The following is a 17,318-nucleotide window of genomic DNA, read 5'->3' on the forward strand; positions in this document are numbered from 1 at the left end:
TCTCTATCAATTTGTTTTGGGTTTGACTGACTGAATTTGTCAAATCATTTAAGTCAAAAAATCACTGTCTGTTTTATTTTATAAAGTCATAAAATTGCCATATCATCACGGTGTACCATGACGGATTTTTCGTCAACGCCATGCAGGATTTTGGGAATCTCGGTAGATTTTTTTTGGACGATTTTTTTGGCATCTGTTGACGAAAAACCCACTTGACCAACAGCGATACGAGTTTTGTTTTTATCCACAATCTCAACCACATCGCCATCATCAAATACACCATGAACCTCAACCACACCAATCGGTAGCAAGCTTTTGTGGTTGGTGGTGATGGCAGCTTTAGCGCCCTCATCCACAATCAAAGTACCTGCCATGCGGATATGAGCCGCCAGCCACTGCTTGCGCGCGATCAGCTTATCTTTACTGTCAGTTGTCAGGCGTGTGCCGATACGCTCACCTGCCGCCAAGCGGATGATCACATCATCGACTTTGCCGTTAGCAATGACGGTTTGGCATTGACCCATCGCCGCCAAGCGTGCGGCTCGAATCTTGGTAAGCATGCCGCCGCTGCCCCATTTGCCGCCATCACCCGCCACCTCAAACAAATAATCCGCCATGGCGCGCTCTTGACTGATGAGCGTTGCATTTGGGTTAATTCTAGGATTATCGGTAAACACGCCATCTTGATCGGTCAAAATGATATAAAAATCAGCATGAACCATCGCTGCTGCCATCGCACCTAAGCTGTCATTATCACCAAATTTGATCTCATCAAAACTGATGGTGTCATTTTCATTGATGACAGGCACCACACCCCAGTCTAGTAGCTGAGCGATGGTTTGAGAGATATTTAAATAGCGTGAGCGGTTCGCCAAATCATCATGCGTCAAAAGCACTTGCGAAGACTGAACGCCTTTTTGGATCAGGGCTTGCCACCAAGTTTCAATGAGCCCCATTTGACCAATTGAGGCACAGGCTTGTAAGGCTTCTAGCTTTTTTGGGCGTTCAGGCAAATTCATGCGTACCACACCTTCTGCCACAGCCCCACTAGACACCAAAACCACTTCAATACCTTTGGCGTGCAGAATCGAGATTTGGCGCGCCCACTCATAAATGGCGGTGCGATCCAGTCCGCGACCATTATTAGTCAATAAAGATGAACCGATTTTGACGACGACACGGCGTAATTTAGTTTTCAAGACACTTCTCAAACAAAAAAGCAGTTGGATGCTAAAGACGCATCCATAAAACGCTGATAAAACCTAAAAATCTATGATAAAAGCTCACTATTAATAGGGCGCATACTCGACTGCGACATCATAATCGTCATCATTCCAATCATCATCGTCATCGCCCGTGCGACCCTCACGCTGTGCTTTACGCATAGCGCGATAAGCTTCTTTTTGAATCTCGGTATTATGGCGCACTTCTTCTTCTAGGCGTGCAAAACGAGCCGCCTGCTCTTCGGCGAACATCGGATCTTCAAGCTCGCGCTCTCGCTCATCCTCGATCGCTTGCATTAGATGATGCTTGACCGCTTCCACACCCTCGCCAGTCAAAGTCGAAGTACGAAACACCATGCCTGTCCAACCAAGACGCGCCACGATATCAGTACAAACGGCATTGTGTTCTTCTTCAGGGATTTGGTCAATTTTATTTAATACCAAAATTTGCGGCAGCTGTGATAATTCATGTGAAAACTTCGCCAATTCATTTAAGATGATTTCGGCATTTGCCGCAGGATCTGAGCCATCAATCGGCTTGACATCGACGATGTGCAGCAAGCGACGGGTACGCGCCACATGCTTTAAGAACCGAATGCCAAGACCCGCACCGTCGGACGCCCCTTCGATCAAACCTGGAATATCCGCCATCACAAAAGACTGGTGCGACCCCACATCCACCACGCCCAAGTTTGGGACAAGCGTCGTAAACGGATAATCGGCAACCTTAGGACGAGCGGCAGAGACTTGGCGAATAAAGGTAGATTTGCCTGCATTGGGTAAGCCGATCAAACCGACATCCGCGACGACCTTAAGCTCAAGCTTGATATTTTTGGCTTCGCCTGGAAAGCCTGGAGTGGCTTTACGCGGAGCTTGGTTGGTTGATGATTTAAAGCGGGTGTTACCAAAGCCACCATCACCCCCTTTGGCGATTAAGATTTTATGACCCTTTTCGGTCAAATCTCCAATCACCACATCCAAATCGGTGTCAATAATCGTCGTTCCAATCGGCACTGCCAAATACACATCATCAGCACCCTTGCCCGAACAGTTTTTACTGCCGCCGTTTTCGCCACGGCGCGCCTCAAACTTACGAGTGTAGCGATAATCCACCAAGGTATTGGTATTGTCATCAGCGATGGCATAGACATCACCACCTTTTCCGCCATCGCCACCGTCAGGTCCGCCTTTGGGAACAAATTTTTCACGGCGAAAGCTGACTATCCCGTTGCCGCCATCACCTGCCTTGACACTGATTACAGCCTCATCAATAAAACGCATAATTTTGCTCAAATTTTAGTTAATTGGTGAATATTGTAGCACAAATTGCCCCATGATTGAAAAATAACAAAACGCAAAATCATTTCTGCGATAAAATAGGGCTGATCATAATTAATTTTAGGACACTGTTATGCCGACCATTACTCTTACCTCGCCCACGCTTGAGCATAAAGCTCAGGTTTTAGCGCTCGCCAAAGCCTTTGATGACAAGGGCTTGGTGCTGCATGGCGCATCGCTTTCGCTGTTTGATCGTTATGAAGATTGGCTAGATTTTGCTCATGCACCTGCAGGCACGCCTGCGCCCAATCAAGCGTTTTTTAAAGTGGCGGATGCTTCTTTTTTGGGCGTGGATGAGCTTGGGCGAGTGCTTGGCATCATCAATGTACGGTATGAGCTGAATGACTTTTTAAAAGCGCAAGGCGGACACATCGGCTATAGCACCCATCCAGACCATTGGGGACAGGGCATCGCCAGTCAAATGCTTAAGCTTGCCCTAACACATTGCCAAGAAAAAGGCTTAACACAGGTGCTGATCACCTGCGATGATACCAACTTGGCATCAGCCAAAGTCATTGAAAATCAAGGCGGCATTTTGGCAGATAAGCTAAGCGCCAATGACAAAATTACTCGTCGATATTGGATTGCGCTTTAGCCAACTGTCAAGTTGTGTAAGTCATCATTATCGGCGATGAATCAAACAAAAGCTCATGACATTGATAGTCAATTGGTAATCATAGGCTGTTTTTATTGCGTTACCACAGTTTGGATCAGCTTTTCGGCACCTGCCAAAGTGTTGGCGACTTCATCATAGTTAATTTGGCTATCAGCGATAAGCGCTTCGGTGGTCAAGAAAGCCACTTGAGTTTGCCCTGCCACTTCGGTAACAAGCACTTTTAGGGGAAGCTTTAGGGCAAATGAAGGGTCTTTGACCATCAGCGGCGTGCCTGCTTTTGGATTCCCAAAAATAATTACTTTAGCAGACTGCATGGTTAGCCCTGCTTTTTGGGCAGCAGCTTGGTGATCAATGACCGCAAAGATGGTCATGCCTTTTTGGGTGATGGTATCGGTTAGCCGCACTACTGTATCATCAAAATTATGGCGGCTGGTTAAGGTTTTGGTGGGTTGATTTGTCGTCATGGGGCTAACCTGATGAGTTTGAATAGATTTTGGTGTCATATGGCAAGCGCTGAGCGATAATATAGCAGCCACCAAAGCAATTGATCGTTTTTTCATAACCTTAATCTCCTTGATCTATTAAACAGCTTGTCCATGATGAAAATATAAAAACCCATCAACCTACTAAGCTGATGAGCTTTTGATTAAGCAAAATAAGCTCAGTTATTTTGCCATCTCTTCAGCCACGCGGATCACTTGGGTGCTATAACCCATTTCATTATCGTACCAAACATACAGCGTCGCGCGATTATCGGCAGCGATGGTTGCTTTGGCATCAAAGATTGCCACTTTTTCAGAGCCCACAAAGTCGGTTGAGACCGCTTCAGGGGAATCTGAATAATCAATCTGTGCTTGCCATTGCTCACTTTGGGCTTTTGATTGGATAAAGGCGTTGATGGCGTCAGCATCACCGACTGACTTTTCGAAGTTTAGGTTTAAAATCGCCAATGAAACATTCGGTGTTGGTACACGGATGGCGTTACCTGACAGCTTGCCTTTAAGCTCAGGGATGGCTTTTGAGACTGCTGATGCAGCGCCTGTGCTAGTCATCACCATGTTCAATGGGGCAGCGCGTCCACGGCGATCAGCTTTATGGTGGTTATCTACCAAGTTTTGGTCATTGGTGAATGCGTGGATTGTCTCCATATGACCATTTATAATGCCGTATTCATCATGCAACACTTTCAATGTTGGCGTGATGGCATTGGTAGTACAGCTGGCAGCTGATACGATGGTGTCATCGCCGATGGTGTCATGGTTGACACCATATACCACGTTCTTGATCTCGCCCTTAGCAGGTGCAGTCAAAAGCACTTTTTTAACGCCTTTAGATGCTAGGTGCTTACCAAGACCCTCTTCATCTTTCCATTTACCTGTATTATCGATGACGATCGCATCATTAATATCATGTGCTGTATAATCTACCTCTGATGGATCAGAAGCATAGATCACTTTAATAAAGCGACCATTGACGATCATGCCGTTATTTGCGGTATCAACTTGCACAGAGCCATTAAACCAACCATGCACCGAATCGCGCTCTAGTAGCGATGCACGCTTAGCCAAATCGCCCTCGCCCGCTGGACGCACAACGATGGCTTTAAGCTGTAAGCCTGTGTCTGATGCAGGACGACTCATTAATAGACGCGCCAAGATACGACCAATGCGACCAAAACCGTACAACACCACATCAGTCGCTTTGGCTTGGCTGCCGCTGCTAAAATCATTGGCTGATTTTTGTGCTTTAACCGCGTGTGCGATATCAAGCGATGTATTTGATAAGCCATTGTCAACCAAAGCCTTAGCCAGCGCCAAAGTATCAGCCAGCGCCACGCCATGATTATCATGCAAAGCAATCAGTGCCGCCACATCCAAAGACGCGCGCTCACCCAAGAAAGTCACAGCCACTTGGTTATTAGCCAAGGCATTCAACGCAACAAGCAATTCAACCGCTTGAGACTCTTGGGTTTTACGAGATGATAAGTGAGTAGAATAAAGGTTTGACATGGTATTTTCCTTACGGTATTTTCGTCAAATTAATTAAGATTCAATTGATCACAAACACTAGAATTATAAATGAATATTCAAAACTTAGCAATGTTAATTCATTTTTGAAATAGGGCTATTTGCACTGTAAATATCATCACAGTGATCAGTCAAAGCCACCTTTGATCACATTCGCTGCACCAGTCCGTTAAATCACACCACGGATCCCTGCGATGCCGATCGCACCATGATCTTTGGCGCTTTGTAAATCTGATAGCCGCATGCCGCCCAAAGCAAAACTTGGAACATCACAAAGCTGCGCTAAGTGCCAAAACCCCTCCCAACCAAGCGCTGGTGTCTCAGGATGTGTGGCGGTTGGGCGCACTGGTGAAATCAGTGCCGCCAAGACGCGATGGCTTTTGTTTAGCTGATTGACAGCGCGCGCTTCTTTTTCATCATGAACCCCCACCCAAATCGGCAGGTCAGCAGGCAGATCATGCGCGCCAAATTGATCCAGTTCAGCATGCGTTAATTTCACCATCAAGTCTTTGACATCTGTGCCCTGCTGATGATACGCATGATAAACAGACCACCCAACGACAAGCCTTAAATCTGCGCGCGACTCTGTCATCAGTGCCAATAGCTGTGTGATCTCATGCGCACCGATACAAGGGCGTAAATAAAAACACGCCCCCTTAGGCAGATGCTGGATATAATAATTGGCAAATTTTTCCATCTCGCCAAATTCACTCAGCGCATGGCTGATATATAATACTTTTGGCAAGCTTAGCCAATCTAAGATACGCGCATTGGCATCGGGCAGCTCATGTGCCCTAGCGATGATTTCATCTTGTTTAAACCAATACAAGCTTTGATTTTCAAGCCCCACACTCCGATGGCGAAAATCGCCATATTGGCAATCGGTTAAGCAGGCTTGATAAATGTGCAGACAGACAGATTTATCCGCATAGTCATGAGCGATTTTACCCATAAAAACCAACTGGTCGGTATTTAACTTAAGTCCAATTTCTTCATGAACTTCACGCACGACCGCCAAAGCAGGCGATTCATCTGCCTGAATTTTACCCCCAACGAATTCTAATTTGCCGCCCAGGTGCTGATGGAGTGAGCGCCGAGCTAATAAAAATTCATCGCCATATCTTAATACAGCCACTGCAACATGAACAGTTAGCGGATCGGTCTTGTTAGGAATTGATTTCATAATGCTTGATATTTCAATCACTTAAAAATTTTTTTGATTCATTTTATCAATTTTTATCATTTATATTTGCAATTTATCAAAAACCTGTTATCATAATCACAAATGATAATTATTATTGTTTAAAAACAAATATCATTCAATATTAAACAAGGGTTATCATTTTACGGCAATCATGCCGGCACACAGGTGCGTTTTACAAGTTAATAGTTTAGCATACGGCTTGGGATAACCACCCATCACCCGTCAACACAAGGAAAATCGCCATGACTATGAATATCGCTCGTTATTTCACCAATCGTGATAGCATTCGCTTACCAACCTTATATTCTCAAAATCTGTTCGCCATGACCAAGGAAGTGCGCATCGAACATCAAGGTGAAGAATATCGACTGCGCCTCACTCGAAACAATCGATTGATTTTGACCAAATAAACACGCTGATTTATCATATTTAAATAAACCATCTTTCTCCAACCCAGCAGGCATCACTTGTCATCACAAGTGGTGCTTGTTGGGTTTTTGGCGCTCAGGTATTGGGTAAATCTGGATAACTTGCTTAAAACTTCCAGCGATAAATCACATCCACCATGTTTTCGGCGGCGCTGGTGGCTTCGATATAAACTCGGCGTGTCAGCTGATAGCGCATAGATAGCGTGGATTCGGCATTAAATACGCCCACGCCATAACGCAAATATAAATCTGGCGTGATATAGCCAGTGACATTGACATTGGTATCATCTGAGCTGCCCGAAGCATCAATGGTCAAGCTCTGAAAACCGAAAGCCTGCCCAATTTGATTGGTCAAATCGCGCGTACCTGACAAACCAAGGCTGAGTCCTGCCGCAGCCAAATGGTTGGTCACCTGAGAGCGGAAGCCCTGCTCGGTAATACCCAAATCACTGGATTCATCAATACGCCCTGTAATGAGCGCATTCATCGCCTGATGCTCACCCAGACCTGCATCATTAAACACCGTGATATCAGGATCAGATGCCGTACCACGGATGCGCACGCCCACGGTCTGACCTTCGATTTGTTTTTCGCCTTCGATGGACAGGCGCGGATTGAGCATATCGCCATCAAAGCGAATTTGGGCATAATTTAAATCTAAGTTCTGACCGATGACATCAATTTTGGTGCGCTCAGACACTTGAATCACTCCAAGCGCTTGCATCGCACCTTGACCTGACTGTGTCAGATGCAATGCGCCCGCCAAAGGCACGACCGCCCCAAAACCTCGAAATTCAATATTATTACCCAAATCAATACCGATATTTGCATTAATATCCCAAGGCTCAGCTCTGGCTAAGATTTGGTCAACATTACCTGTGATGCGTCGGTCAAGCACTGAAACATCTGGAGATTCGGTCACGATATCAGCGGTTGCCTCTGGTGGGCGAATGGTCGCTGATGGGATGCTCACTACGCCTTTGACCTCGACAAATTTTTGGAAAGGTCTGATCATCACTTCTAATTCAGGACTGATTTGGGCAGTCACAAGCGGTGGCTGACTGACGGTGAGATTTTCACCAAAAACACCCAAACGAGCGTGCAGCTCTTCTGCCCAGTCCATCTCGCCATAGAGTACGCCATGACCCTCACCACCCACAAAGCTGCCATCAAGTGATGCATAAGTTCCACGAATACTCATAGTGGCATCGACATCAGAGATCGGCAACGGTACGCCCACGATAGAAAGTGCGCCATCTTCTAAGTTGGCATTGCCATAAAACAGTGGTCGAGACAGTGTCCCACCCAAGCCGCCAGCTAGGCTTGCTTTACCACTGAGCACCTGAATACTTGGGAAAAATGGTCGCAATACTGCCAAGTTCAGATCATTCATGACAAGCGCACCAGAAATGGGCTTATCTGCTTGATTAGGATCGATAATCACGTCGGCATAACCACGACCTGCTGCACCTAAAACATCAGTTCTAACTTTTAAGCCTTTCTCCACACTTTTGGCAATCACAGATGCGCGCTGATACGGCATCTCGACATAGCCGGTATCTTCTTGGGTCAAGCCAATCGTGCCATCATCAGAGTACAGCACAGCATCAACCAAAGGTGCCCGGCCTGGCTGCCACTGTGCTTTTATGCGGCCATTGAGCATCGATTGCCAGCGAATATCACTTGGCAGAGCCGCTGACAGCACTTGGGTGTCAAGATTTTGGATAATAAGATTGACATTCCCCGATTCTGGTGTATAGCTTAATGTGTCCTGTAAACAAATGACGCCCACGCCATCATCCTGGATATGTGTTGACTGCCAACAATGCGCCGCCACTTGTAGACTACCATCGCCCAATCCATAAGCAAACTCGGTCGGCTGACGCTGCGACATTTCGCCAAACCTGCTATTCACAAAGCCATCTGACAATACCCCGCTGTAGCGCATATTACTGCGATTAAACGCCCCATCAATGCGCGTAGATGCTTCGATATCACCGCTTTTGGTCGAGATAGACAAAATATGATTGGCTTCTGTACCACTAAAATCAATTCGAGCCGATTTGATAACGCGGCCCATCACGATGATGTCATCGCCTTGAACCAAAAGCTGGCTTTCGCTATTACCTAGATTGACGATTTTACCGATGGCTTGGGCATTTTGAATGGTGATATTGGCAAGCCTAAGCGCGGAGACACTGGCATCGATATATAGCGTTGGCAAGGCATGGTGATCATTCATCACAATCACACCGCCTTGAATGGCACCGCTTGCGGTATTGATCAACTGACCAAGATCAACCACATTGACACTGGTGGTCAGCTGTCTTTCATCACCCGACATGGTCAGATGATTGTTACCAATGCGAACTTGTAAATTATCAGCGTCTAGCTTACGGATGATATTTTGGGTTTGACGTGCATTGTCATCAATACGATTTCTTAATGCCAATAGCTCATCAGATGAAGTTGGCGGACGGCTTGCCTGCTTGATACTTTCGATATATCCAGCAAGATCCTTGGGCAGTGCAAGCTCAGCGTAGAGACTGCCTGAGGCGATGAGCGGCTGATTATTGTAGCTGCCTGTGATATCCAGATTGCCTATATCAATGATTTGGCGAGCCTCTTGCCAACTGCCCGCAAGCTGAATTGTGCCGTTTAAGTCGGTCTCAAGCGACTGGATAAACGCGCCCAAGTTCAGTGAACTCATATCAGCTTCTAGCTGCCATGCGGCACCTTGACTGATATCCACCCAGCCTTTAGCATTCAGTGCGCCTGCTTCGCCATCATGTCTTAGATGATTGACCATAAAGCGGCTGCCTGAGCCTGTCGCGTCAATACTTAGATTACCATTTGGGATTGAGTTATTGAGCACTTGACCATCAAAGGTGAGCGCCACATCGCCCAGCGCTCCGTCACGATATCTACCCGATGTAGCAAGATCGCCTGTGATGATGGCGATTAAATTTTCATCATCAACGAAAGCGGCGGTATCCACCTCATCCAATCGCCCCTTGATATCCCAGGCAATACCATCATCCAATCCAAGGCGACCTGCAAGCGACACTTTGCCTGAATCATTAATCATGAGCGCGCGCGTAATGGTCAAATCATTAAGACTGCCCTCAACATCTAGCCCAATGCTTGAGCGAGCCAGCTGCGGCAAGATATCTTGGTTAAGCTGACCATCAAAACTTGCTTTAAGGTGCCGAATCTCGCCACCTTGCAGCCTAAGCTCACTGGTGCCTTGACCTGTCAGATGTACTTGCTTGCCGTCATTTAATAAGGCAATCAAATCACTGTCATCCACCTTGATATCATGAATCGAAACATCGCCCACCTCGCGCAGGCGCCCTGAAGCGATGAGTCTGCCTGAAATTCGCTCAAACGGTGTCTGATCTGGTGTTTGAAAATAGGCGTTGGGTCTGACTGGATTGGCGGTTAAGTCAAGCTGCCATGCAAGCGGTCTTTGGGCAGTAGCAAAATCAACCCTACCAGTACCGCTGAGCTCACCCATCACGCCTTGATATTCAAAATCTGTCAAATACAGGCGCTGATTTTGCTCAATATTCGCCTGCACGCGATACAGTCCACTTGGGGCAGCATTGAGCTTGATAATATCAGCGGTCGCGTCGATATAAGTACGCCCTTCTTCCAAACGAACCGACGCCTGACCTGAGCGGCTATGGATTTCGCCAATTTGTGGGACGTCATGACGAATCAGATTTGCCCAAGTTGCTTCAATGCGCCAAGGTGCGCGATTGATTGTTTGATTTTGGGCAAGTGTGGCTTGAATGCGCTCGCCATCTTTTTGATTGAGATCAAATTCAAATCGGGTGTCATTACTATCTTTATCCAATAGCGTATATTTGACCCCAAGCGTTCCTGTCAAAACTTGAGGCAAATAAGCGTCATAGTCGCGATAGTCGCTTGGCATGACTTCACGAATGCGATAGCCGTCTGCTGAGATGGTTGCATCAAGCTCATAGCCATCAGACCAGTTCATACTGCCTGCTGCAACCAAAGTGCCACTGGGTGTATCCGCCTGGAGATACGGAATATCCATCACACTGCCGCGAATGATGCCGCGACCATGATAGTGCCCATCGGGGATATCTTTGGCAAACAAATCAGTGTTAATGCGCAGCTCAATATTTGAGATGACACCATCAGCGATAATGGTACCATTTTGAAGTAAAATATTTTGACTGTCAGCATAAGGCAGCAGTACTTCATCAAAATCCAAGCGCGCACTAAAAGGCGAGTTTTTATCCAGTCCTTGAGCGATAAAGCTGCCCGTCACATCATGCTGATTGTACTTACTGGTCAGCGTGCCAACGGTACGCTTTAGACTGCCGCCTGCTTTTACTGCCAAAGTATCAAAATAAGCACCATCCAGTGCCGAGACATGGACATCTGCTGACAGTGACAGCGGATAATTACCCGTCAAATCAATTTCACCCGTCGCACGGCTGACATCAATATCATCACCATAGCTAAGCATGGCATTATCAAGTTCAACCTTTGAATCCACCCATAAGGCGTGGTCAAATGCGATATGGTGCAGCACCACAGGCTCAGAGCCCGCTTGATCATAGATGATTTCATTGACTTTGGCATTTTCAAGCTCAAGCGTCACCGGCAAGCTGATGGTCGCATAGTCAAAAGGTTCACCCGTTGACGGCTTGGTATTCGTGACGCGCACCTTGTCGATATCAGGATTCACCAAATGCACTTGACGAGCAAACAGCGCACGCCACCCAAGCTGCACATAGGCGCGGTTGACGGTGACGGTAATGTCTTCGCCTTGAGCGATTTTGACATCTTGCACCCATACGCCGCGGCGAATTGAGCCTTCGCTATACTTAAGCTCAGTACCAGTCTCTAGCGCGATTTTTTCGATTAAAAACTTTGAGCCTGCTTCGCTGTTAGTCATGGCAAATAGCACAACCAACAACAATAAAGTAGCAATAATCGCTCCGATAATTAAGCGAATCAGATAGATCAGCCAACGCGGCTTGGGCGTGGGTGGGTTTGGTGGTGTGGGCTGCGTTTTGGTAGGCGCGGCAGCGTCAGCAGAAACTGCTTTTTCTGCTGAGGATGAGTTTTTTGAATTATCCTGATGAGTCATGCACTGCCTTTAGACATCTGATTACCAATGCGCCATTTAACCACAAATGGTTAAAATTATCAATTCACACCGATGAGTGGGTGAATATCATATATTAAAATAAGCCTAATTAAAATGGTGTGCCAATAAAGAAATGTAGCTTGATGGGGTTGCCTTCTTCTTTAACGCCAGTTGCCACATCAACACGCACCTGACCCACAGGGGATGCCCAGCGTACACCGACACCTGCGCCAATCTTGGTGTCATTATTAAAGCCCTTATCATAGGCATTACCAATATCGCTAAAGACCGCTAAGCGTAGATCTTTCATAAATTCATAGTTATATTCAGCTGTACCGACCGCCAAGACTTGACCACCTGTCAGATAGCCTTTATCCGATTTGGGCGATAAACTGTTATAGTCATAGCCGCGGATGCTTTGATCACCGCCAGCAAAAAACCGTAAGCGATATGGCACATTATCAAAATTATCCGACCAGATATATCCTGCTTGTAGACCACCGATCAGCTGATGCGCCCGATTGCTGCCATATGCATTATCACCAAAACTATAAACTCCGCTGATACCCGCTCTGGCAATCGCCATATTGGCATCAGAAACAACACTGTCAGAGCCGACTTCCAAAGAGTACTGCTGACGATATCCACGCATCGGGTTGACTGGATCGTCGGCGACGGTTTTATGGACAGCCACGCCTGCCAATAACGCTTCTTGGGTTGGCTTTCCACCCACAAAATTGACAGGTAAATCCTGCCAAGTATCTGGCGGCGCTTGTGTTTCTAGCTCGTCCAGTCGGTAGCGCAGCGAATAAGTGCGATTCCAGCCGCCAGGCTGAATGATATTGCGGCTAATACCCTGCTCTAGCGTCCGTGATGACAAATCAAAGCCATTTGTGGATTGTCCAAACACTTCTTCTTCATAACCCAAGCTTGCTCTTAGCTTGTCATTCAAAGGATGGCTAAGCGGTCTGGTGGCATACAGTCCAATCCCTTTTTTATCTTCAGACACTCTTAGCTCAGCACCTGCTTGATAGCCATCACGATTCACCAAATTATGCTCAAACTTAGTGACCACTCGGGTACCTGTGTCTGATCCCCAGCCCACACCAATCTGTGCATCGCGCGGTTTATCGCTCGCCACAAAGACATACAGCGGCACTTTTTTACTTTGATAGACATCAGTAGGCGTTTTACGATTTGCCAATGCGGCGCGCTCGGATAAATCTATCGTATCGCTTTCGGATTCATCAGGTAAAATGGCGCGTGCCACAGCGGAGACAGCATCACTGATTCTGCCCAAAATGGAGCGATTGATACGATCGTCATTATTGATGGCAAGCACCCTATCATCAGGCATCTCGTGCAGACGGCGTGCCTTGGCAGTCACCAAATCCAATTTATCTTGAATCAGACTGGATGTACTAAACTCGATCGGTGAGATATCTACCAGCGTACCATCTGCCAGCTCCACTGTCTCGATGACAGGTTCGAGCGTGCTGTCATCGATTTGTTCTTGTTCGGCGCGGCTGCCTGAAGACCGCTCAAAGCTGACTTGATCGTTTTGGGTTTGTTCGCGCTCTGGAAAGACAATCTCAGTATTAACCATATTAAAATAGCGCGTGGCAAGCAAATCATTAGAAAGTGCGCGCACCGCCTGCAAATTATAAGCCTCTCCCATATTAAAGGTCAGTAGCTGTTCAAGCAATTTTCGTTTGACTGGCAATTTATCTGGATCGGTTGTCAATTGATTGGTTTCAGGATCAATGGTAAAGAAAACCACATCATCAAAGCGATACTGCGTGCCTGTGTCATAAATCAAGCTAACATCGGCGATGTTATCTGGTAAGATCACATCAACCGAATGATCCAACCATCGTCCATCAAAATAGCCATGTTCAGCACTGGTATTTTCGATGAGATATTTTTTGGTTTCGTATTGTCCATGGTGAAAGACATCGCCCGTCTGCAGCGGCACTTCATCTGACACTTCAGCAAATGCTGCATCATCAGCGCCCTCACCGCGCACCTCGACCGCTCGATAATCAATACGAACAGGCTCGCCCAGACTGTAGATGACGACATCCACTTCCCCAACACTGTTTCTTATGATTGATAAATCAACATCATAGTAGCCAACGGCACGCGCCGCAGCTAAAGCAGTTTGTCTTAGTCGCGCTATCGATCCACTCAAATCCATCACCGACTCTTGGGTGACATCTTCAAGCGCTGCCTTAATATTGGCATACGGCTCTGTTTTTTGATCCGATGACTGAATGGCGGTGATTTCGCCTGATTGTGATGACTGATAAAATGTCGCCTTAAGCCTAGGTACTTTGCTGACGCCATCATTAAATAGACGGGCATAAAGACGCTTTATTAACCCTGGCTGCTCAGGCTCTAGCGTCTGTGGTACTATCACTTCAGTATCAGGCTGCTTGCCTTGATATTCAGGAATATAATCCTCAGGATTGATGCCCGTCTCATCAGATTCTTGGGCAAATAATTCCTCTGAGCTCAGCGGTGCGGTATCTTCGATCGCCACCATATCCAGCCCCAGTGGAGGTGATTGATCGCCGATGCGTGATACAGGCGCTTGATGATCCACCTTCACAGCATCCAAAGCTTGTGGTCTGACAGGAGTATTAAGACTCGCTGCGTTCAGTCGCGCTTGTATCTGCTCTGGCGTCAGCAAGGCAGGCATGGGAACATTCGCCACTACTTCATCGGCAGCATCTTGAGCCGCTGCATGAGTGGTGAGGGTGGTGTCAGAATCATTTTGCTGTGCCAAAGCCTGCATCATAACAAACGGCAGGCATGCCGCCAAGGAGACAGGCGCAAATATCCGATTGGTCAATAAAACCGACTTTGACATACAAAAAACTCAAGATAAAATAGCAAATTGCTGTTATTATAACAGAGTTTACAGACGATTAAAGCCCAAATACACCCAAACCTCCATTTACAACAAGCTTTTAGATATCAAATATTATGGCAAGTCAGCTGAGATTATTTCGCCGTCCGGTGTTTACTTCGATGTTTTTTACCCAATTTTTTGGGGCATTTAACGACAATGTCTTTAAACAAGCATTGATATTGGTACTCACCTACTCAGCAGCGATGAAACTTGGCGTGGAAGTCAGTTTATTAAATAACTTGGCTGCCTTGTTATTTATTCTGCCGTATTTTTTATTCTCGGCATTGGCGGGTCAAATTGCAGATAAATATGAAAAATCGTTTTTGACTCGGCGTATCAAGCTGATTGAAATCATCATTATGATGATTGCGGCGGTCGGGTTTATTTACGAAATATACAGCTTGCTGTTTTTTTGCTTGTTTATGATGGGTACTCAGTCCACCTTTTTTGGTCCGATCAAATACGCTTACTTGCCCGAAACCATGCAGCGTGATGAGATCGTCGCTGCCAATGGATTATTTCAAACCAGTACCAGTCTTGCCATTTTGACAGGGATGATGCTCGCAGGCGTGCTGACTCAGCTGTATTTATCTGAATACTGGCTGGCGGTCGTGACGATTTTTGTGGCGATACTAGGATATTTGGCGGCGCGCCAAATCCCCAAAACTCAAGTGCACGCACAAGATTTGCAGATTGATTGGAATATTGCACGCACCAGTTTTGATATCATCAAATATCTTTATGGCTTACCGCTTTTGTTTTTTATCATCATCGGTAACAGTTGGTTTTGGTTTTATGGCGCGACGTTTTTGACACAGACGCCAGAAGTCACCAAAGTTTTGTTACATGGTGATGAATCGGTGGTGATCTTTTTATTGACCTTGTTTTCTGTCGGTATCGCCATTGGATCGCTACTTTGTAAAACACTCACCAAAAACCAAGTCAGCTTTAGGCTTCTGCCGTATGGATTAGCGGGATTATCAGTCTTTGCGATGGCGCTTTATGTGTCACTAAATCAGCTGTCTTTGCCGGTGCCGGTTGAGCCTTATACTGTCATGGAGCTGATCCGCCACTCGCAGACTTGGGCGGTGTTTGCTGAGCTATTTTTATTAGGCTTTAGCGGTGGTGTGTATATCGTTCCACTATATACCGCCATGCAAGCTTACGCCCCCGTTGATTATCGCTCACGCATTGTTGGCGCCAATAATATTTTTAACGCAATCTTTATGGTCGTGTCTGCGATTTTTGCCATTTTGATTTTGGCGGTGATCAAACTTAACTTGCCGCAGCTGTTTGCCATCAGCGCCCTATTAAATCTTGGCTTTGGTATTTATTTATACTTAAAACTCAAAAAATACGATCGCACATTGCCAATCAATATGGATGAAACGGCGATTTTGCCTTGATTTTCAATTTGCAACAAAAGGGTAAGATTTTATGCAAATTTTTGTAAATCGTTACCCTGAAGCAGGATGAAATCTGCTATGATTTGATCAATTTCGTCCCGTCACAGGGTTATAATTTATAGTTTATGGATGTTTTTATGAAAAAATTAGCACTGACTTTATCAATTTGTGGCGTTATGTTTGGCTCTGTCGCCACAGCCAATACCACTTATCAAAGCCCAAATATGCGTGGCGAAATCACAGAAACCCTGACGCCTCGTGCTGGCACCGCTGACTTATTACAAACTGTCATCAAGGGTCTGCCTGCACCAAATATCTCTGTTACTGAAGTAAAAAACATTCCTACCGTCACAATCCAAGCCAACACAGCTGGTACAGTCATCTTAGATGTGACTTTGATTGATGAATTCATTGAAGATGTGTCGCCTAATGTTCGTCATTATCCAACCAATTTCCCAAGCCGCACTGCTGAATATGTCACTTCAGAAAATATCAAGCATTTATCTGATTGGATTGAACCTTATGCCGCTGCGCCTGACGCATCATTTGATGTGGTCATTCGCGCTGCCAAGCTCAATGGTATGGCAAGAAATCTTAACTTAGGCACTGCTTATACTATTCGTGCCGGCAATCACATGCAAAAAGCCTTACAGCTTAAACCTAATGACAACGAAGCCAACTATCTGTTTGGTATGATGTTGTCAGAGTCTGGCGGCTTTAAAGAAGGTCGTAAATATTTGGATAAAGCCGTCTCAATGGGCAATGTCGAAGCTGAGCAAAGTATCGCTCAAGCCGACCTATTAAATGACAATCGCTCAGCAGCACTCAAGCGTCTGCGTGATTTGGCTGCCAAACATCCAAATAACGAGCAAATTGCTGAACAAGTTCGCATCGTTGACAATGGCGGTTACTACATTTGGAACATCAAAGATAACGACATCAACGTCAAGCCCATCAAATAATGAGTTTGTGAGTCATGTTATTCCTCCGTACAGTCCCTTGATTGTACGGATTTTTTTTATTATGATAAA

General features: G+C 46.1%; 11 protein-coding genes. 4 read left to right on the top strand and 7 right to left on the bottom strand.

Annotated elements, in window-relative coordinates:
• Positions 1-86: 86 nt before the first annotated feature.
• Positions 87-1,199, bottom strand: coding sequence for a glutamate 5-kinase (gene proB, locus U0021_RS01540; RefSeq protein ID WP_407666567.1), 1,113 nt, complete (start codon positions 1,197-1,199; stop codon positions 87-89).
• Positions 1,200-1,289: 90 nt separating this feature from the next.
• The gene (cgtA, locus tag U0021_RS01545; RefSeq protein WP_114800067.1) at positions 1,290-2,504 is read right to left on the bottom strand and encodes an Obg family GTPase CgtA; all 1,215 of its coding nucleotides are present in this window, start codon (positions 2,502-2,504) and stop codon (positions 1,290-1,292) included.
• Positions 2,505-2,634: 130 nt separating this feature from the next.
• Between cgtA and U0021_RS01550 the strand changes: the two genes are divergently transcribed.
• Entirely contained in the window at positions 2,635-3,156 is a 522-nt protein-coding gene (locus U0021_RS01550) for a GNAT family N-acetyltransferase (RefSeq protein WP_114800068.1), read from the top strand.
• Positions 3,157-3,248: 92 nt separating this feature from the next.
• Here U0021_RS01550 and U0021_RS01555 read toward each other — a convergent pair whose 3' ends face one another.
• From U0021_RS01555 to U0021_RS01565, 3 genes are all read right to left on the bottom strand, one after another.
• The gene (locus tag U0021_RS01555) at positions 3,249-3,737 is read right to left on the bottom strand and encodes a DUF302 domain-containing protein (RefSeq protein ID WP_114800069.1); all 489 of its coding nucleotides are present in this window, start codon (positions 3,735-3,737) and stop codon (positions 3,249-3,251) included.
• 105 nt (positions 3,738-3,842) lie between these two features.
• Positions 3,843-5,186: a glyceraldehyde-3-phosphate dehydrogenase gene (locus tag U0021_RS01560; RefSeq protein ID WP_114800070.1), complete on the bottom strand. Its 1,344-nt coding sequence runs from the start codon at positions 5,184-5,186 to the stop codon at positions 3,843-3,845.
• A 187-nt stretch (positions 5,187-5,373) separates the two neighbouring features.
• The gene (locus U0021_RS01565; RefSeq protein WP_114800071.1) at positions 5,374-6,387 is read right to left on the bottom strand and encodes an NUDIX domain-containing protein; all 1,014 of its coding nucleotides are present in this window, start codon (positions 6,385-6,387) and stop codon (positions 5,374-5,376) included.
• A gap of 269 nt (positions 6,388-6,656) precedes the next feature.
• On the opposite strand from U0021_RS01565, the gene hemP reads away from it, so the two are divergent.
• Positions 6,657-6,818 carry a hemin uptake protein HemP gene (hemP, locus tag U0021_RS01570; protein ID WP_227507050.1) on the top strand — a complete coding sequence of 54 codons (162 nt, stop codon included), beginning with the start codon at positions 6,657-6,659 and terminating at the stop codon, positions 6,816-6,818.
• Between the two features lie 124 nt (positions 6,819-6,942).
• Here the strand turns inward: hemP and U0021_RS01575 are convergent, their stop codons facing one another.
• A complete protein-coding gene (locus tag U0021_RS01575) occupies positions 6,943-11,967 on the bottom strand; it encodes a translocation/assembly module TamB domain-containing protein (protein ID WP_114800072.1) in 5,025 nt (1,674 codons plus the stop codon).
• A 109-nt stretch (positions 11,968-12,076) separates the two neighbouring features.
• A complete protein-coding gene (locus U0021_RS01580; RefSeq protein ID WP_114800073.1) occupies positions 12,077-14,839 on the bottom strand; it encodes an autotransporter assembly complex protein TamA in 2,763 nt (920 codons plus the stop codon).
• Positions 14,840-14,955: 116 nt separating this feature from the next.
• Between U0021_RS01580 and U0021_RS01585 the strand changes: the two genes are divergently transcribed.
• Together U0021_RS01585 and U0021_RS01590 are read left to right on the top strand one after the other, a co-directional pair.
• A complete protein-coding gene (locus U0021_RS01585) occupies positions 14,956-16,287 on the top strand; it encodes an MFS transporter (RefSeq protein WP_114800074.1) in 1,332 nt (443 codons plus the stop codon).
• Positions 16,288-16,424: 137 nt separating this feature from the next.
• Complete coding sequence (locus tag U0021_RS01590; protein ID WP_049235737.1) at positions 16,425-17,249, top strand: tetratricopeptide repeat protein; 825 nt, start codon at positions 16,425-16,427, stop codon at positions 17,247-17,249.
• Positions 17,250-17,318: the final 69 nt, after the last annotated feature.

This window comes from Moraxella canis (genome assembly GCF_034424565.1).
GTDB classification, from domain to species: domain Bacteria; phylum Pseudomonadota; class Gammaproteobacteria; order Pseudomonadales; family Moraxellaceae; genus Moraxella; species Moraxella canis.